This is a genomic window from Pseudomonas sp. AC193 (assembly GCF_979258075.1).
In genome coordinates, this window is the sequence record NZ_OZ409832.1 from 3,161,986 (window position 1) to 3,178,838 (window position 16,853).

15 protein-coding genes and 4 tRNA genes are annotated in these 16,853 nt (G+C 58.0%); 5 read left to right on the forward strand and 14 right to left on the reverse strand.

The window, feature by feature from the left end; translation table 11 throughout:
* Positions 1 to 148: 148 nt before the first annotated feature.
* Positions 149 to 595 carry a hypothetical protein gene (locus tag ACZZ0D_RS14335; RefSeq protein ID WP_401244483.1) on the reverse strand — a complete coding sequence of 149 codons (447 nt, stop codon included), beginning with the start codon at positions 593 to 595 and terminating at the stop codon, positions 149 to 151.
* Positions 596 to 944: 349 nt separating this feature from the next.
* On the opposite strand from ACZZ0D_RS14335, the gene ACZZ0D_RS14340 reads away from it, so the two are divergent.
* From ACZZ0D_RS14340 to ACZZ0D_RS14350, 3 genes are all read left to right on the forward strand, one after another.
* The gene (locus ACZZ0D_RS14340; protein WP_463553607.1) at positions 945 to 2,033 is read left to right on the forward strand and encodes an asparaginase; all 1,089 of its coding nucleotides are present in this window, start codon (positions 945 to 947) and stop codon (positions 2,031 to 2,033) included.
* A gap of 198 nt (positions 2,034 to 2,231) precedes the next feature.
* Positions 2,232 to 2,501: a DUF1654 domain-containing protein gene (locus ACZZ0D_RS14345; RefSeq protein ID WP_371262368.1), complete on the forward strand. Its 270-nt coding sequence runs from the start codon at positions 2,232 to 2,234 to the stop codon at positions 2,499 to 2,501.
* A gap of 4 nt (positions 2,502 to 2,505) precedes the next feature.
* Positions 2,506 to 3,198 (forward strand): endonuclease, encoded by a 693-nt coding sequence (locus tag ACZZ0D_RS14350; protein ID WP_053118972.1) that lies wholly within the window; start codon positions 2,506 to 2,508, stop codon positions 3,196 to 3,198.
* Positions 3,199 to 3,251: 53 nt separating this feature from the next.
* Here the strand turns inward: ACZZ0D_RS14350 and ACZZ0D_RS14355 are convergent, their stop codons facing one another.
* Complete coding sequence (locus ACZZ0D_RS14355; protein ID WP_463553608.1) at positions 3,252 to 4,151, reverse strand: siderophore-interacting protein; 900 nt, start codon at positions 4,149 to 4,151, stop codon at positions 3,252 to 3,254.
* Between the two features lie 86 nt (positions 4,152 to 4,237).
* A complete protein-coding gene (locus ACZZ0D_RS14360; protein ID WP_053118968.1) occupies positions 4,238 to 4,606 on the reverse strand; it encodes a sporulation protein in 369 nt (122 codons plus the stop codon).
* Positions 4,607 to 4,856: 250 nt separating this feature from the next.
* Here ACZZ0D_RS14360 and csrA point away from each other — a divergent pair, with 250 nt between their 5' ends.
* Positions 4,857 to 5,051: a carbon storage regulator CsrA gene (gene csrA, locus ACZZ0D_RS14365; protein ID WP_003179932.1), complete on the forward strand. Its 195-nt coding sequence runs from the start codon at positions 4,857 to 4,859 to the stop codon at positions 5,049 to 5,051.
* Between the two features lie 220 nt (positions 5,052 to 5,271).
* Here the strand turns inward: csrA and ACZZ0D_RS14370 are convergent, their stop codons facing one another.
* Together ACZZ0D_RS14370 and ACZZ0D_RS14375 are read right to left on the reverse strand one after the other, a co-directional pair.
* Positions 5,272 to 5,727 (reverse strand): DUF2214 family protein, encoded by a 456-nt coding sequence (locus ACZZ0D_RS14370; RefSeq protein ID WP_463553609.1) that lies wholly within the window; start codon positions 5,725 to 5,727, stop codon positions 5,272 to 5,274.
* Positions 5,728 to 6,547: 820 nt separating this feature from the next.
* Positions 6,548 to 6,624: transfer RNA gene (locus ACZZ0D_RS14375), tRNA-Val, on the reverse strand.
* Between the two features lie 183 nt (positions 6,625 to 6,807).
* On the opposite strand from ACZZ0D_RS14375, the gene ACZZ0D_RS14380 reads away from it, so the two are divergent.
* Positions 6,808 to 8,091, forward strand: coding sequence for an NAD(P)/FAD-dependent oxidoreductase (locus tag ACZZ0D_RS14380; protein ID WP_463553610.1), 1,284 nt, complete (start codon positions 6,808 to 6,810; stop codon positions 8,089 to 8,091).
* A 136-nt stretch (positions 8,092 to 8,227) separates the two neighbouring features.
* On the opposite strand, the gene ACZZ0D_RS14385 is transcribed toward ACZZ0D_RS14380, so the two are convergent.
* From ACZZ0D_RS14385 to ACZZ0D_RS14425, 9 genes are all read right to left on the reverse strand, one after another.
* Complete coding sequence (locus tag ACZZ0D_RS14385) at positions 8,228 to 9,199, reverse strand: XdhC family protein (protein ID WP_463553611.1); 972 nt, start codon at positions 9,197 to 9,199, stop codon at positions 8,228 to 8,230.
* A gap of 1 nt (position 9,200) precedes the next feature.
* A complete protein-coding gene (locus ACZZ0D_RS14390) occupies positions 9,201 to 10,436 on the reverse strand; it encodes a c-type cytochrome (RefSeq protein WP_463553612.1) in 1,236 nt (411 codons plus the stop codon).
* Positions 10,437 to 10,438: 2 nt separating this feature from the next.
* Entirely contained in the window at positions 10,439 to 10,978 is a 540-nt protein-coding gene (locus ACZZ0D_RS14395; RefSeq protein WP_463553613.1) for a (2Fe-2S)-binding protein, read from the reverse strand.
* A complete protein-coding gene (locus ACZZ0D_RS14400) occupies positions 10,971 to 13,802 on the reverse strand; it encodes a xanthine dehydrogenase family protein molybdopterin-binding subunit (protein WP_463553614.1) in 2,832 nt (943 codons plus the stop codon). The genes ACZZ0D_RS14395 and ACZZ0D_RS14400 overlap by 8 nt, the downstream gene beginning before the upstream one ends.
* Before the next feature lie 474 nt (positions 13,803 to 14,276).
* Positions 14,277 to 14,353, reverse strand: a tRNA-Asp gene (locus tag ACZZ0D_RS14405).
* Between the two features lie 93 nt (positions 14,354 to 14,446).
* A tRNA-Asp gene (locus ACZZ0D_RS14410) sits at positions 14,447 to 14,523 on the reverse strand.
* Between the two features lie 55 nt (positions 14,524 to 14,578).
* Positions 14,579 to 14,654: transfer RNA gene (locus tag ACZZ0D_RS14415), tRNA-Val, on the reverse strand.
* A 167-nt stretch (positions 14,655 to 14,821) separates the two neighbouring features.
* A complete protein-coding gene (locus ACZZ0D_RS14420; protein WP_463553615.1) occupies positions 14,822 to 15,598 on the reverse strand; it encodes an SDR family oxidoreductase in 777 nt (258 codons plus the stop codon).
* The gene (locus ACZZ0D_RS14425) at positions 15,595 to 16,806 is read right to left on the reverse strand and encodes an O-succinylhomoserine sulfhydrylase (protein WP_463553616.1); all 1,212 of its coding nucleotides are present in this window, start codon (positions 16,804 to 16,806) and stop codon (positions 15,595 to 15,597) included. The genes ACZZ0D_RS14420 and ACZZ0D_RS14425 overlap by 4 nt, the downstream gene beginning before the upstream one ends.
* Between the last annotated feature and the right edge of the window lie 47 nt (positions 16,807 to 16,853).

Sequence of the window (16,853 nt, forward strand, 5' to 3'; positions counted from 1 at the left end):
AGCTGCGTGGTCTTCCCTACAAGGGAAACCAGCCAATAAAGCCGCGCAAACGTTTGCGTAGACCGAACTATGCGAATCCCGCCGACATTTGTCAACAAACAGAAATCAGTATTTTGCTGCAGGGCAAGTCATCGGACTCGCCCTCTTCTCATGCCGTGGTATTGACCACGCTGCCGGTGCTCGAACCCTTGGCCATCTCTTTGACCAGGCTGGCCGCTACCTCCATAAGCGCTGCGTTGGTATCGGCGATCTGCCCCTGAATCGACATGACCGCGGTGGTCTTGGCTTCCGGAGTTGGATACTTCGCGGCTTGCGCGGCGGCTAGTTGCTGCTGCTGTTCCTGCAACTGCTTTTGCAGTTCCTGCATGCGCTTGAGCAGCAGTTTTATGGTGACGCTTTGATTGCCGCCGCTGTCAGCCTTGCTCTCTTCCTGCGCCGGCCCACCGGTTCTCACCGTTTTGCTATCAGCCTCTTCCTTGCCCACTGCATTGGGTGACGCTTCTGCATCCGCTTTGGCCAGCGCATCGATCGTTGCCGCCGTTTTACCACCGATGGTGACCGCGCCGGGGTTGGCAAAACCGACTGTCAGTGACATGTGAAACTCCTGAAAAAATGGATTCCTTGAACAGGCATCGGCCTGCCTGACGCTTTCTTTAATAAGACGCTGGAAACGACGGACTCCCGACAGGCAATCAACATCGCCGAGCTTTTCGGTGAGCCGAACATAAAAGTCCGTTCTGTTCGGAAAGCCGGATATGCACTTGGTTACGACACGTTATCGATCGAATAAATACTGATATAAATCATAAACTTAAACATTTTTCTCCCGCACAGTACGAATGGTACAGATCCTGCTCCCTACCCTGCACTCCGGCATCCAGATCGGCCGGGGCGCATCTAGATGAACTTGCATCAGCACCGTCTCACTACTAGAGAGAAAAATAATGAAATCTGCTTTCAACACTTTGGTTCCGGGCGCTTTGGCCCTCCTCATGCTCCTGCCCACCGCCCTTCAGGCAAAAGAAGTCGAAATCCAGACCAAACTCGCCAACGTCGTAGTGCTTGCCACGGGCGGCACCATTGCCGGCGCGGGCGCCAGCGCTGCCAACAGCGCGACGTATCAGGCGGCCAAGGTCGGTATCGAGCAACTGATCGCCGGCATTCCCGAGCTGAGCAAACTGGCGAACGTGCGTGGCGAACAAGTCATGCAGATCGCGTCCGAAAGCATCACCAACGACAACCTGCTGCAACTCGGTCGTCGTGTCGCCGAACTGGCTGACAGCAAAGACGTCGACGGCATCGTCATCACCCACGGTACCGACACCCTCGAAGAAACCGCGTACTTTCTGAACCTGGTCGAGAAGACTGACAAGCCGATCATCGTTGTCGGTTCGATGCGCCCAGGCACCGCCATGTCCGCCGATGGCATGCTCAACCTGTACAACGCCGTGGCCGTGGCCAGCAGCAAAGACGCGCGCGGCAAAGGCGTACTGGTGACCATGAACGACGAGATCCAGTCGGGTCGCGACGTCAGCAAAATGATCAACATCAAGACCGAAGCATTCAAAAGCGCCTGGGGCCCGCTGGGTATGGTCGTTGAAGGCAAATCCTACTGGTTCCGCTTGCCAGCCAAGCGTCACACCATGGATTCGGAATTCGACATCAAGAACATCAAGAGCCTGCCTGACGTAGAAATCGCCTATTCCTACGGCAACGTAAGCGATACGGCCTACAAAGCCCTGGCCCAATCCGGCGCCAAAGCAATCATCCATGCCGGTACCGGCAACGGTTCGGTGTCTTCCCGCGTGGTGCCAGCGCTGCAAGAGCTGCGCAAGGAAGGCGTGCAAATCATTCGTTCGTCCCACGTCAACGCCGGCGGTTTTGTTCTGCGCAACGCCGAACAGCCTGACGACAAGTACGACTGGGTGGTTGCTCACGACCTGAACCCACAGAAAGCCCGCATCCTGGCGATGGTCGCGTTGACTAAAACCAACGACAGCAAAGAGCTGCAACGGATGTTCTGGGAATACTGATTGACCTTCGCCCGGTCTTCTCTTGATCGGGCACACTTCACACCACTCGTTTACCGGGCGAGTGGTGTGACGCTTACGACCCTTCTGCATTTTTCCTACAAAAAAATCGACTCGCCTCACATTAAAATCAAAAAACCGCTGTCAGAGGATTTTCTTGAATTTTAAGCAGTTGCGAAAATGCCTACAGTTAAATACTGTATGCACGTACAGCTTAATAAGGATAACCTCGTGGCCACCTCCCCTGATGCTCCTGACGCCTTTGAACGCATGGGTATGCGCGTTCAAAAGATCATCAATTCCCCTACCGCACAAAAAGCCAAAGCCGCACTGATCTTCCGTCTGCCGGACGAGCCGATGGATGACTGGGAGCGTTTGCTTGAGGAAATCGACGAGAACGACAACGTTACCCTCGCCTATCGCGACGATGGTGGCGTGCAGATTTTTTGGGTTGTGCCGAAGGAAGATTGATTCAATGAGTGTCCGCTGTTTTGTTTTGCTGTTGTTGTCGTTCATCGCTTTTGGCGCACAGGCCGGAGCGCCACGCACGTTTTCTGAAGCCAAGAAGGCAGCGTGGAAGCTCTACGCGCCACAGTCCACGGAGTTTTATTGCGGGTGCAAGTACTCCGGCAACAAAGTGGATTTGAAGGCCTGCGGTTACGTCCCCCGCAAGAACGCCAAGCGTGCGTCGCGCATCGAATGGGAACACATCGTCCCGGCCTGGCAGATTGGCCATCAGCGCCAATGCTGGCAGGATGGCGGCCGCAAGAACTGCACGCGCTACGACCCGACCTATCAGAAAGCCGAAGCCGATTTGCACAACCTGGTGCCGAGCATTGGCGAGGTCAACGGTGACCGCAGCAACTTCAGCTACGGCTGGCTGCCGGTGCAATCCGGTCAATACGGTTCCTGCCTGACCCAGGTCGATTTCAAAGCAAAGAAGGTCATGCCCCGCCCTTCGATTCGCGGCATGATCGCCCGCACCTATTTCTATATGAGCAAGCAATACGGCTTACGCATTTCGAAACAGGATCGGCAATTGTATGAAGCGTGGGACAAGACCTACCCGGTGCAAGACTGGGAGCGTCAACGCAATCAAAGCGTGGCGTGCGTGATGGGGCGCGGCAATGAGTTTGTCGGCCCGGTGAATATGAAAGCCTGCGGTTGATCGAACGCGCAAAAGAAAGGCCTCGAACGTGATGTTCGAGGCCTTTTTTACGGCTAGCTGCCGGCCTTATTGAAGCGCCAGTAGCCCATCAGATTGAGCGACTCGCGCGGGATACCGCAATCTTTGATCAGGTACCTGCGCAAGCTCATCACTGCCGCGCTTTCTCCAGCGATCCAGCCGTAGAAACCTTCGGCGGCGGTTTCGGCGATTTCCCAGAGTATTTCTTTGTCGATATCGACGTCGGCGAGTTCGACAGTCCGACCGATGGATGAGGTGTGGATGGGTGGAACGGCTTTTTGCACCGCCTCAACCATCAATGTGCCAGCGGTGGTTTTCTCGCGGATCAGCCACTGTACCGTCAGCCCCGGCCAATCGGGAACTGGCAGCATGTCCTGAGCGCTGTCGACTTCAAAGAACGCTTGAGTCTGGGGCGGAGCGGCTTTCGCGGCCAACACATCAAGAATGCCCATGGCAGCCGGCAATGCGGTGCCGTCGGCGACCAGCAGAACCTGATTGAGGCCTTGCGGCGGCTTCCATTCGAAGCCCCCGGCGTCATTGGCCGAGAAGCGCCGGTCGGGCGCGAGGATCTGCATCGAATCCCCCGGTTGCGCACGAAGCGCCCAACGCGAGGCAGGGCCGGTTTCGCCGTGCAGGACGAAATCGATATCCACTTCGCCTTGTTCGGCGCGCAAATGGCGAATGGTGTAAGTGCGCATCGCCGGACGTCGATCGGCGATCATGGCCTTGAAGCGCGCGTACCAGCCTTCACCTTGAGCCAGTCTGGCCGGCGAACCGTCGGCCGCAGGGAAAAACAGTTTTACCCGCTGATCCGGTGCCCAAGTGGCCATGTCGTTGACCGAGGGATGGGCCAGGGTGATCCGCATCATGTGCGGGCTCAGTTGGGTTTTGCGTTGCAGGGTGACATCGAACAGCTTGTAGGGGTTGGAGGCCATGCGGAGCTCCTTTGGGAAATCGTGACTGACTCGTATAAGACGAGTCACCTGCGACGTCCTTTAGGGCGCTCCGCTGAAAGGCAGGCTTACGGCGTGATCGGATGTTCGATCACCACCGACTCAATATTTTGTTTCTTGGCTTTTACCAATGCCGCATCCACTTCTACTTTTCGCGCTTCGGCGTCGGCTTGCGAGTTGAACGGGCCGATCAGAATGCGCGGTTTGCCGCTGCTGTCTTTGATCACCGTCGGGATGAAAGCGTGCTCGATCAACCAGCCGCTCAGGTCGCTGACCGCTTGCGGGGTTTCGCCGCGCACTTCGAGATCCCATTGCGGTGCAGCCGCCGCTGCTGGCGCCGTCACTGCTGCCGTTTGTGGTTTCGGTGCCTCAACGTTTTTGCCTTCACCACACCCGGCCAATACCAGTGCCGCGACCATCCAGACCAATTTGCGCACAACGCTTTCCTCGAAATTCTCAAAGGCGCGATCTTAACATTCAAAAATACTTCGCGAGCCCCGCAAAATGGGCACAAAACAACGAGAATGATGATTGCAGCCTCTGTATAGTTACGCCCTGGGAATTAATGCCGCATCTGCGCGTCAGAAAGAGGCACCCAAACTGTGAGACTTCGCACTAATCTATACGTACCACCGACCTCTGCACTGTCTGAATCAGGTGCCCTACAAAGCAATCAAGGAGAAGACCATGCTGATACTCACCCGCAAAGTCGGTGAAAGCATAAACATTGGTGATGACATTACGATCACCATTCTGGGCGTAAGCGGCCAACAGGTTCGCATCGGTATCAACGCTCCAAAGAACGTTGCCGTACACCGTGAAGAGATCTATCAGCGCATTCAAGCTGGCCTGACCGCACCGGACAAGCCACAAACGCCCTGAGCCTCACAGCAGTCAGTAGCCAGTTAGCTTGCCCGAACGCAATGACTGGCTAAAGATTCATGCGCCGTCCTGCCATCCACCCCCACTTCGTTGGCCACGGCGCTTGATATGCTTTCCCGCCCCGCTTGATCCACCCTGCCCTCTGTTGAATCCGATACTACCCGCCAATCTTAAGGTTGGATGTCGGACGTTTCCGAGAGAGCACGGGGAATCCGCTCTCCTAGCCGAACGTCACCCCTCGCGCCATTCCTGTTGCGGCGACAACTATCAGCACCAGCAATAGCGCTTCAGCGTGACTGATTCGTGCATAGATTTTTGCCCGCCCGGTATCAATCGGCTTGCCCTTTGCCAAAGCGATCCGCCATTTGATCAACGTAATCATCGGCGCGAGCTCCATCAGCAGAATCAGCACAAACAACGTCATCTTCAGATGGAACAGCGGCTGATGCAGGTAATAGTCGGTGCCTTTTTCATACCCACCGAAGGCACGCATCCCGCCGGTGATCAGCAGGATCAACGCAGAGACGCCCCATAGATTGTCAGCGAGCAAAACCCGCTTCGCCTCTCCGGTTCCGCCAGCGAGTCGACTGAACGCCGTCCCGCGCGTCAGAACCGCCCAGAAGCCCAGCGCAAACGCCAGTAGATGAACCGCTGCAAGAAACCAGTGAACCAGCATCGAGACACTCCCATCAGTAAGAGTCGGAAATCGGCCAGTCAGTAGTAGTCGAAAAAGTAGGGGGTTGCTCGCACAGGTCTGTAGGACTTGTTACGTCCTTGCGCACGAATAAGGGAAAAGCCAAATCGCAGGCAAAAAAAATCCCAAGCAGCTGATGGAAGCTTGGGATTTAAAAATGCATAAACCGTGGTGGTGAACGCGGGGCAGATGTTACTGAAATTCACAGTCTGTAACAAGGTGTTCTTGATAACCGGTTGGTTAAATAAAACGGTAACCCATTCAATATACGAATTATTTTTCATGGCCTCGGCGACGAATGGTGATCGCTTACCAAGGATTGGTTCGAATTTATAGATTCACAACTGGCCCAGTTACTACGAGCAACCCCGGAGCAGATTCCTTGGAAAGGTCGACTGCATTCGAATTAATCACTTTCCACGCCGAACAACTCACTCAGGCAGAAAAAATGAATTACCTGATTCGGCATTCGGTCAAGAATTGTGAACGCAGTAAATCTGACGAGGTGCAGTAATGACTATCGAAGCAGAGACACTCGTACAACTGACCGAAGCACTCCAGCAACGCGGCATGACTCTGGTATCAGACGTTGCATTCATCCGAGCGCCCTACCGGCATAACCATCGTTGGGTTTGCAGCGTAGAGTAAATAATCGACTGGATCTGTCTGTGGCAGCAGCCAGAATTGGCGAAGATCCTCGCTCCAAAACGGGCTTTGCAAAAGTTTTGCAAATCGCAGCCAACAAAAAAGGGCCCACCTTTCGGTGAGCCCTTCTAGACCGCCCAGCAGAGCGGATTTTATTTGGTAGGCGCGATTGGACTCGAACCAACGACCCCCACCATGTCAAGGTGGTGCTCTAACCAACTGAGCTACGTGCCTGCTGTGAGGCGGCATTCTACGGAATTCCGGAGGGGTGTCAACACCTTTTTTTCACCTAACCCTATGAATATGCAAAATATTTAATTTCGAGTCGGCGACGAGGATTTTCCGGTGGCTGGCGGAGGTTTTTCAACTCGGGTAGGATCGATGCACTCGTAAAATATATTAAACAGAGGCTGCAGGATGGCGAACACCCCTTACCCAGAGTCCTATTACGCTGCGTCGGCCAATGCCGTACCGCCCCGCCCTGTTTTGCAGGATGACGTGGAGACGGACGTCTGTGTGATCGGCGCCGGGTACACCGGGCTGTCCTCGGCGCTGTTTCTGCTGGAGAACGGTTTTCGCGTGACGGTGCTGGAAGCGGCCAAGGTCGGTTTCGGCGCGTCGGGGCGCAATGGCGGGCAGATCGTTAACAGTTATAGCCGTGACATTGATGTGATCGAGCGCAGCGTCGGCCCGAAGCAGGCGCAACTGCTCGGGCAGATGGCGTTTGAGGGCGGACGGATCATTCGTGAGCGTGTGGCCAAGTACAACATTCAGTGCGACTTGAAGGACGGCGGCGTGTTTGCCGCGCTGACTGCCAAGCAGATGGGTCATCTGGAAGCGCAGAAGCGCCTGTGGGAGCGCTTTGGCCATACGCAGCTCGAGCTACTCGATCAACGCCGCATTCGCGAAGTGGTGGCGTGTGATCAATATGTCGGCGGCATGCTCGACATGAGCGGCGGGCACATTCATCCGCTGAACCTGGCGCTGGGTGAAGCGGCCGCTGTGGAGTCGTTGGGCGGCAGCATTTATGAGCAATCGCCCGCTGTGCGTATCGAGCGCGGCGCTAACCCGGTGGTGCATACGCCGCAGGGCAAGGTGCGGGCCAAGTTCATCATCGTCGCGGGCAACGCTTACCTCGGCAATCTGGTGCCGGAACTGGCAGCGAAGTCGATGCCGTGCGGTACGCAGGTGATCACCACCGAGCCGCTGGGTGATGAGCTGGCGAAAGCGCTGTTGCCGCAGGATTACTGCGTCGAGGACTGCAACTACTTGCTCGACTATTACCGACTGACCGGCGACAAGCGTCTGATCTTCGGCGGCGGCGTTGTTTACGGCGCCCGGGATCCGGCGAACATCGAGGCGATCATCCGTCCGAAAATGCTCAAGGCGTTTCCGCAGCTCAAGGATGTGAAGATTGATTACGCCTGGACAGGAAATTTCCTGCTGACCTTGTCGCGTTTACCGCAGGTTGGGCGGCTGGGTGACAATATCTATTACTCGCAGGGCTGCAGCGGTCATGGCGTGACGTACACGCATCTGGCGGGCAAGGTGTTGGCTGAGGCATTGCGCGGTCAGGCTGAGCGTTTTGATGCGTTTGCGGATTTGCCGCATTACCCGTTCCCGGGCGGGCAGATGTTGCGCACGCCGTTTGCGGCGTTGGGGGCTTGGTATTACGGGTTGCGGGATAAGTACGGTTTTTAGACCGGGTTGTAGAAACCAATGTGGCGAGGGGATTTATCCCCGTTGGGGTGCGAAGCGCCCCCTCTTATATGGAAGGGGACTGCTACGCAGTCCAACGGGGATAAATCCCCTCGCCACAAATGCATCTACCAGTTAATCAGAGCTGGTCGCGAGCGATGCCGCTACGAATCCGCAGGATATCGGCGAGTACCGCCAACGCAATCTCCGCCGGCGTCTTGCTGCCAAGGTTAAGCCCGATCGGCGCATGAATTCGCGCCAACTCACTCTCCCCCAGCCCGCCAATCCGACGCAGGCGCTCAAAGCGTTTCTGCGATGTCTGCAGCGAACCCATCACGCCAATGTAGAACGCTTCGGTACGCACTGCCTCCATCATCGCCAGATCGTCAATGCGCGGATCATGGGTCAGCGCCACCACCGCCGTATCACGGTGGCAGCCACCATCGGCAATGAACACCGATGGCAGTTGCCGACGAATTTCCACGCCATTGAGCACCACGCCTTCAAGCACTTCATCGCGCGGGTCGCAGAGAATCACTTCAAAGCCGAGACCGACCGCAAACTCGGCACACGCCTGCGCCACACTGGAGTAACCGGCGAGCAACAAACGTTGCGCCGCGCCGATGCGGATACGCACCCGATCAATCTCACGCTCGATGCGCGCACCCTGCTCGCGATCAGCGAACAGGCTGCGCGCACCGCTGGCCAGATCGACCTCGCGAATCAAACGATGCTGACCAAGCAGCGCCGATTCCAACTCACGCAGATGCGCCTGCACCTCGCAGTCAGCGTCAAATTTCTCAACCAGCACATCGAGAATGCCGCCGCACGGCAGGCTGACCCGCGAGCGCGGATCGTCGCCTTCGCCATAACGCACGACGTTGATCGCATCGAGAAATGCACCTTCGGCGACGCGCTCAAGAAAGTCTTCCTCGACGCAGCCACCCGACAGCGATCCGATCCACTGCCCGCCTTCGTTCACCGCCAGCAGCGAACCCGGCGCGCGCGGCGCCGAGCCGTAGGTGGTCAGCACGGTGCAGAGCCAAATGCGCTGCCCCGCCACCGACCACTCCAGCGCTCGCCGAACCACTTGCAGATCGAGATGCTGCATGTCAGTGCGCCTTGTGCTCGATGGACGGTGCGTCAGCTTGCAGCTTCTGCACGTCGCTCACTGCCAGTTCAGCCGACTGACCACCCCAACCTTGACGCAGATAGTTGAGCAGATCAGTCAGTTGTTCAGGCTTGAGTTTGTCGGCGAAACCCGGCATCGGCTGCATGCGCTCGAAGCCAGAGAATTTCTGCTCGCCGATACCGTCCTCGATCACGCGCAACAGATTGCGCGGGTCTTCCAGACGCAGCGTGGTGTTGCCGCGCATGGCCACCGCGATGTGCGGTTTGCCTTCGCCACCGACCGCATGGCAACCGGCGCAGACGTTCAGGTATTCCTGCTGACCGCGCTGGGCACTGGCGCTGAGTTTCTCGACCGGCACTTCAACCAGCGTTTTGGCTGCCGGCGGTTTGTCGCCAAGCAGGAACGTCGCCATCGCCGCCAGATCCTGATCGCTCAAACCCTGAGTGCTGTTGTGGAACACCGGGAACATCTCGTTGAACATCGTGCCTTGCGCGCTCATGCCGTGCTTGAGGAACGTGCTCAGATCCTGTTCGTTCCAGCCGCGCGCGGCCAGATCAGTGGCCAGCAGGCTTGGCGCCAGATAACCATTGAGGATGCCGCCCGTCAGGCGCTTGTCCAGTTCCATCGCGCCCGGCAGGCCGCGTGGCGTGTGGCATTCGCCGCAGTGGCCGAGAACTTCGACCATGTATTGGCCGCGCTTCCACGCTTCACTTTTGCCTTCGGCCGGCTCCAGTTTGAGGGCTTTGCCGTACAGCACGTTCCAGCCCATCAGGCCCAGACGCACGTTGAACGGGAAGCTCAGACTGGTGACCGGTGCAGCGCGCTCGATCGGCTCGATGGTTTTCAAGTACGCATGGATCGCGTCTGAATCTTCGCGCGGCATCAGGTGATACGAGGTGTACGGCATCGCCGGGTACAGGTTCGCACCGTCGCGACGCTTGCCTTCGGTGAGCGCTGCAAAGAACTCGTCATCGTTGTACAAACCGATGCCGTGTTCTTTGCTCGGCGTGATGTTGGTGCCGTAGATCGTGCCGAACGGCGAGACGATCGGCAGCCCGCCGGCAAACGGCGCGCCGCCCGGTGCGGTGTGGCACGCCATGCAGTCAGCGCCGCGAGCCAGATACTCGCCGCGTTTGACCTGATCATCGGCGTGAGCAAACAACACCGGCGCAGCCAGACCGACCGCCAGGGTCAGTCGGGTCAGAAAAAGCTTCATGCTTAACCCTCCTTGACCAGGCCGAGATCGGTCAGCACGTTGCGGGTGGCGTTGTAGTAACGCACGTACCCGGTGCAACGGCAGATGTGATGGCCGAGGCTGTCTTCGATGACTTGCTCGAGTTTGCTTTGCACGGTCGGCTGGCGTTGCAGCTTCTCGACCAGCACGGTCGCGGCGTTGACGAAGCCTGGCGCGCAGTAGCTGCACTGGAACGCGAACTCATCGACGAAACGCTGCTGGATCGGGTTCAGCTCAGTGACCTGGCCCGCTTCGTCACGCTTGACGTGGGATTCGATGGTGCGGACTTTCTTGCCTTCGAAGTAATGCGCGCCGGTGATGCAGGTGCGCACTTCTTCGCTGGTGCCGTCCGGGTTATCGACAATCACCACGCAAGCGTGGCAGATACCTTGACCGCAGCCCAGACGCGAGCCGGTGAGGTTTTTGTATTCGTGCAGGTAGTCGATCATCGGCAGGTCATCAGGGATGTCCACCGGGCCGACGGATTGACCATTGAGGGTCAGTTGAAGCGGACGGTTAGCCATTGAGGGCCTCCTTGATGCGCGCTGGAGTGATAGGCAGATCGCGAACACGTTTACCGATGGCATGCGCCACGGCGTTACCGATGGCCCCGACAACCGGGATCATCACCACTTCAGCGATGCCTTTGGACGGATCGCTCGGCGACAGTGCCGGGAGAATCTCCGACGTCTGTTTCCACACGGCAACGTGACGCGCCATCGGCAGACGGTAACGGTTGAAGTTCCAGTCACCCTCCCCCGGCCCGCCCTCGTACAGCGGCATCTCTTCCATCAGAGCGTGACCGATGCCCATGGCGATACCGCCTTCGAGCTGGCCCTTGACCAATTCTTCAACCAACACACGACCGCACTCGACCCACGAATGGTGGTTGAGCACTTCAACATCCAGCGAGCCTTTGTTGACCTTCAGCTCGACCAGCGTGGCGACCGGGCTGTAGTAAGTCACGGCAGCGTTGTTCAACTGAACAACCGGGTAGTTGATGTTCTGGCGATCCAGCAGATGGAAACCAGACGTGGTCATCAACGCTTTCTTGGCTTTCGGCGCACCATCACCGTATTTCACCGCCAGACCGTCGAGCGGCAGACGCTCGCGCACGCCGTCGATGCTGTATTCGGCCTCAGCCCAGCTCCAGCGGTTGAACGCATGAACGGTGGCGCCGGTGACCAGACCACGCTCGTGAGCGTGCTTGGCCAATTCTTCGAAGGTCAGCGGCTGCATGCCGTTGGCAGTCAGCTTGCCATCCACCCAGTGCGCATCTTCGCGACGCACAACGTATGGGTTGGCTTGGCCGCCGTAAGGGCCCTGACGCCAGATCTCCATGGCCGCCGGCCACAAACCGTTGTTGAACAACACGCGGGCTGCTTCACGGGTGGCGTGACTGAAGTAGTAAGCCGAGTTGGTCGCGGACGACGCCGAGGCCAACTTGCCAACCCAGCGCGGGTTGCGCAGCAGGTTATCTTGGTCGGCCTGGCTCATGATGTAAGGGTTGCCGCTGGTGATCAGCTGCATTTCCTTCCATTCGGTTTCGCCAGTCTTCACTTCGTGGGCCGGGCTGCCGAGGAAATCGGCGACGACCAAGGCTTGCGACGTAGACATGCCGGTGCCGATTTCGATACCGATGTGGCGCAAGGTGATGCGACCGTCAGCGGTGAATTCGATGCTGGCCATCGGCGCTTCAGAACCGGTACCAAAGTCTTTCTGGCAGATGGCGAAACCAACGCCGTACCAGTTATCCGGGTCAGCGGCTTCGCGTTGTTTCTTGATCGCGTCGCGGTTTTTCCAGACTTCGTGTGCAGCGGCCTTGTCGAGAATCTCGTGCAAACGCAGAGCACCGGCCGGGATCGCGCCCTGGGTGTTTTTCATCCCCGAACGCAGCGCGTTCTTGCGGCGCAGTTCGATGGCATCGACGTTCAGGCGATCGGCGATTTCGTCGACCATCATTTCGGTCGCCGCCATGCTTTGCAGGGTGCCGTAACCGCGCATCGAACCCGCTTCAACACCACGCGAGTGATACGCGGTGACTTGCAGGTCGTTCTGCGGCATGTAGTAAATCGACTGCGCAGCCGTGGCGCCCACAGCGGCTACTGACGGGCTGTAGTTGATCCGGCCACCGCCGTCGACGCTCATGTCGGCGAGGAAAATCTTGAAGGTCTGATCGTTCTTGTCCACGGCCAACTGGTAGCGAATGTCGAACGGGTGACGCTTGATGCCGCTCTGGAACTGCTCGTAACGGTCGTTCGCCAGACGCACCGGCACACCGGCGCCGTACAGCGCAGCGAGGGCTGCGTAGTAAACGAAGATGTTGTGGTCTTTGGAACCGTAACCCACGGTGTAACCCGGGTGCATGTTCAGGTTGTCCAGGCCGAAGCGCGACGGCGAAATCATTTTCGCGGTCTCGGTCGCCGCTTCCAATGGGCACTGGGTAGCCACCACGAAATGCAGGGTCTTGGTTTTCGGGTCGTACCAGCCGTTGCCGTTGTCCGGCTCCATGGCGGCCGGCTCGATCGACGGCGTCTTGTAGCGCTCATCGAACACCAGCCAGTTGTCCGGCGGCGTGTTGATCTGCCCCTTCATGCGATCGGCGTAGAACAGGCCACGCTCGGTGAGATTACCGTGCAGGTTCGGCTGGGAATTCCACACCGGGCGACGGTTTTTCAGCATCGGGAACAGGATCGAATCCTTGAGGCTGGCGAATTCGTCTTCATCTGCCGAGGTCGGGCCGCCCACGCGCACGTAGCGGAAGCTGCCGTAGGGATCACCTTCGTAGAACGGCACTTTGGCGCCGTAACGAATCGCTTTGTCATTGAATTTGAGTTTGTTCTTGGCCTGACGGAAACGCTCGAAGTCGTTCCAGATCAGGATCGCTACCGGGTGACCGATGAACATCGGCACTTTGCCTTCAGGCAGCAGCGGATCCGGCGCATGTTCCTCAGGGAAGACGATACCGTCCTTGTCCAGATCGGCAGCGGTGACGATGCGGTCAGGCTGCAGATCGGCGCCAAGCCACGACAGGTCGTAGCCTGCGTAGATATGGTCGGCCTTGGTGGTTTTCAGCAGCATGGCGTGGCCTTGCTGCTCGGGCCAGCCCGGCATGTCCTTGGAACGGATGTCGCGGGCAAAGACTTTGCTGCCGCAGACTTTCGACAAGGCATCGTTACGCTGGCGCGCTTTGCCATTGTTGCCGAGCCATTTTTCGGACGGCACGGTCACGCTGTTTTCCATCAAGGCAGCCAGCGCCTGGGTGCTGAGCGGCGTAAGCGTGACGCTCACACCCGCCACCAGCCCGCCCTGGAGGAACGAGCGCCGGGTTATTTCACGGTTGGACATGGATCATCCTCTGGGCGGTTATACATCCGCCCTTCTGGTTATCTACTGGGGAATCTCGAGTCTTGCAGAAGCCCTTCTTGGCTAAACGAAGGACGAAATGACAGTGCAAAGCTGACCGAAAGGTTAACTTTAAAGGTTTCTGCGCTCGCAGCAAACAACCAGATACAAATTTCTGACTAAAGAATCAAAAAAGACAATGCGACGTGTCACCGCAGGATGGTTACAGGCATCCCTTGTAGGAGCTGTCGAGTGAAACGAGGGTGCGATCTTTTGATCCTGTTTTTTACGATCAAGATCAAAAGATCGCAGCGTGCCGCAGCTCCTACGAGGAGCCGGGTTGCGTGATGGGAGCGGAGGTCAAATTTCAGACACAAAAAACCCCGGTCTTTCGACCAGGGTCTTTGCTATCGATTCCGAATCAACCAACGGTTGCTTTCGGTGCTTCAAGGCGTTCAGTGATCCTTGAAGCAGATATGGCGCAGCGGACGGGACTCGAACCCGCGACCCCCGGCGTGACAGGCCGGTATTCTAACCGACTGAACTACCGCTGCGTATCGCTTTGAGCTTGCGCTCAAGTAACTCGTTTTGATTGAAAGCTTCGGTGCTTTTCAATCGCAAACCAGACAAGTCTGATTTGTACAATATGGCGCAGCGGACGGGACTCGAACCCGCGACCCCCGGCGTGACAGGCCGGTATTCTAACCGACTGAACTACCGCTGCGCGTCGGTGCAGGCACTTTCAGCCTACGTTCTTGCTTACGCAAGTTTCTCGGGAGTGGTGGGTGATGACGGGATCGAACCGCCGACATTCTGCTTGTAAGGCAGACGCTCTCCCAGCTGAGCTAATCACCCGTTTGCATCTCCGAGGCCGCGAAATTTACGCAGGTAGCGAACCTAAGTCAATAGCAGGATTGAAGTTTTTCTAAAAAAGACGAAATTGCTTCAATCCCTGAGAAAGTAACATCCATGAAACTGCTATCGCGAGCAGGCTCACTCCTACACGTTCGCGGCTTCGCTTCTTACTCTGTGTAAATCATCTTCTTGGTCATACCGCCATCGACGACGAATTCCTGCCCGGTAACAAACCCGGCATTCCTTGACAGCAACCACGCAACCATCGCCGCCACGTCTTCGACCGTCCCTACCCTGCCCGCCGGATGCTGAGCATGATCAGCATCAGCCAAAGGCTCCGCTCGACGCGCAGAAGGATCGCGCGCATCGATCCAGCCCGGACTGACCGCGTTAACGCGAATCTCCGGCCCCAGACTGATCGCCAACGCATGCGTCAGCGCCAACAACCCACCCTTGCTCGCCGCGTACGCCTCAGAGTCGGCTTCCGATTGCCGCGCACGGGTCGAAGCCAGATTGACGATCGAACCGTTGTGAGCGCGCAGGTACGGCGCGCAGTGCTTGGCCAGCAACATCGGCCCACTGAGGTTCACCGCCAACACACGATTCCAGTAGGCCAGATCAAGGCTTTCCAGAGTGATGTTGTGCGGATCAGCCACCGCCGCGTTGCACACCAGCGCATCGAGACGACCAAACTGCCCCAACACCTCCGCTACACCGAGCGCGACCTGAGCCTCATCAGCAACGTCCATGGCGATGAACCAGGCACTTTCGCCCAGCACCTTCGCCACTTTCGAACCGCGCGCACGATCCAGATCCGTCAGCACCACTTGCCAGCCTTCGCTGATCAGCCACGCCGCAATCCCCAGACCGATACCGCGCGCGGCACCCGTGACCAGCGCAACGCGGCCATGGGTACCGGATTTCGGGGTCGACAACTCGATCACAGCGCTGCCAGACCGCGCGCCAGATCGGCTTGCAGATCCGCCACGTCTTCCAGACCGACCGCAATGCGGATCAGGCTGTCACGAATGCCCGCCGCTTCACGTTCTTGCGGCGCCAAGCGGCCGTGAGAAGTGGTGCTTGGGTGGGTGATCGTGGTTTTGCTGTCGCCGAGGTTGGCGGTGATCGAAATCAGTCGAGTTGCATCGATAAAGCGCCACGCGCCCTCTTTGCCACCCTTGACCTCAAAGCTCACCACCGCACCAAAGCCCTTCTGCTGACGCTGGGCCAGTTCGTGCTGTGGATGGCTCTTGAGACCGGCGTAATGGACTTTCTCGATGCCGTCCTGCCGCTCCAGCCATCCAGCCAGCTCTTGGGCATTCGCGCAGTGCGCCTTCATCCGAAGGTTCAGGGTTTCCAGACCTTTGAGGAAGATCCACGCGTTGAACGGACTCAGGGTCGGCCCGGCAGTGCGCAGGAAACCAACGATTTCTTTCATCTGCTCGCTGCGACCGGCGACCACGCCGCCCATGCAACGGCCCTGACCGTCGATGAACTTGGTTGCCGAATGCACGACGATGTCCGCGCCCATTTTCAGCGGCTGCTGCAAGGCTGGCGTGCAGAAGCAGTTGTCGACCACCAGCATCGCGCCTTTGGCGTGCGCGATTTCTGCCAGCGCGGCGATATCGACCAGCTCAGCCAGAGGATTGGACGGCGACTCGACGAAGAGCAATTTGGTGTTCGACTTGATTGCCGCATCCCAACCCGACAGGTCGGCCAGTGGCACATAGTCGACTTCCACGCCGAAACGCTTGAAGTACTTCTCGAACAGGCTGATGGTCGAACCGAACACGCTGCGCGAGACCAGCACGTGATCGCCAGCACTGCAAAGGCTCATCACCACCGCCAGAATCGCGGCCATGCCGGTTGCGGTGGCAACGGCCTGCTCGGCGCCTTCCAGCGCGGCAATCCGCTCTTCGAACGCGCGCACGGTCGGGTTGGTGTAACGCGAGTAAACGTTGCCCGGCACTTCGCCGGCAAAGCGCGCGGCCGCGTCGGCGGCAGTGCGGAACACGTAGCTGGAGGTGAAGAACATCGGATCACCGTGCTCACCTTCCGGCGTACGGTGCTGACCGGCACGTACGGCCAGGGTATCGAACGCTACGCCTTCAAGGTCGCTGTCCAGCCGACCGGCATCCCATTCCTGACTCATGCTGTCACTCCTTGCGCTGTTCTCGAAAATAGAAAGTCAGATACAAA

Bases quoted from the DNA above. Each gene is read 5' to 3' on its own strand.
- ACZZ0D_RS14355 (WP_463553608.1), bottom strand. From the start codon at position 4,151: ATGGCCTCCAACCCCTACAAGCTGTTCGATGTCACCCTGCAACGCAAA.
- ACZZ0D_RS14425 (WP_463553616.1), bottom strand. From the start codon at position 16,806: ATGAGTCAGGAATGGGATGCCGGTCGGCTGGACAGCGACCTTGAAGGC.
- ACZZ0D_RS14370 (WP_463553609.1), bottom strand. From the start codon at position 5,727: ATGCTGGTTCACTGGTTTCTTGCAGCGGTTCATCTACTGGCGTTTGCG.
- ACZZ0D_RS14350 (WP_053118972.1), top strand. From the start codon at position 2,506: ATGAGTGTCCGCTGTTTTGTTTTGCTGTTGTTGTCGTTCATCGCTTTT.
- ACZZ0D_RS14390 (WP_463553612.1), bottom strand. From the start codon at position 10,436: ATGAAGCTTTTTCTGACCCGACTGACCCTGGCGGTCGGTCTGGCTGCG.
- ACZZ0D_RS14385 (WP_463553611.1), bottom strand. From the start codon at position 9,199: ATGCAGCATCTCGATCTGCAAGTGGTTCGGCGAGCGCTGGAGTGGTCG.
- ACZZ0D_RS14380 (WP_463553610.1), top strand. From the start codon at position 6,808: ATGGCGAACACCCCTTACCCAGAGTCCTATTACGCTGCGTCGGCCAAT.
- csrA (WP_003179932.1), top strand. From the start codon at position 4,857: ATGCTGATACTCACCCGCAAAGTCGGTGAAAGCATAAACATTGGTGAT.
- ACZZ0D_RS14335 (WP_401244483.1), bottom strand. From the start codon at position 595: ATGTCACTGACAGTCGGTTTTGCCAACCCCGGCGCGGTCACCATCGGT.
- ACZZ0D_RS14345 (WP_371262368.1), top strand. From the start codon at position 2,232: ATGCACGTACAGCTTAATAAGGATAACCTCGTGGCCACCTCCCCTGAT.
- ACZZ0D_RS14340 (WP_463553607.1), top strand. From the start codon at position 945: ATGAAATCTGCTTTCAACACTTTGGTTCCGGGCGCTTTGGCCCTCCTC.
- ACZZ0D_RS14400 (WP_463553614.1), bottom strand. From the start codon at position 13,802: ATGTCCAACCGTGAAATAACCCGGCGCTCGTTCCTCCAGGGCGGGCTG.
- ACZZ0D_RS14395 (WP_463553613.1), bottom strand. From the start codon at position 10,978: ATGGCTAACCGTCCGCTTCAACTGACCCTCAATGGTCAATCCGTCGGC.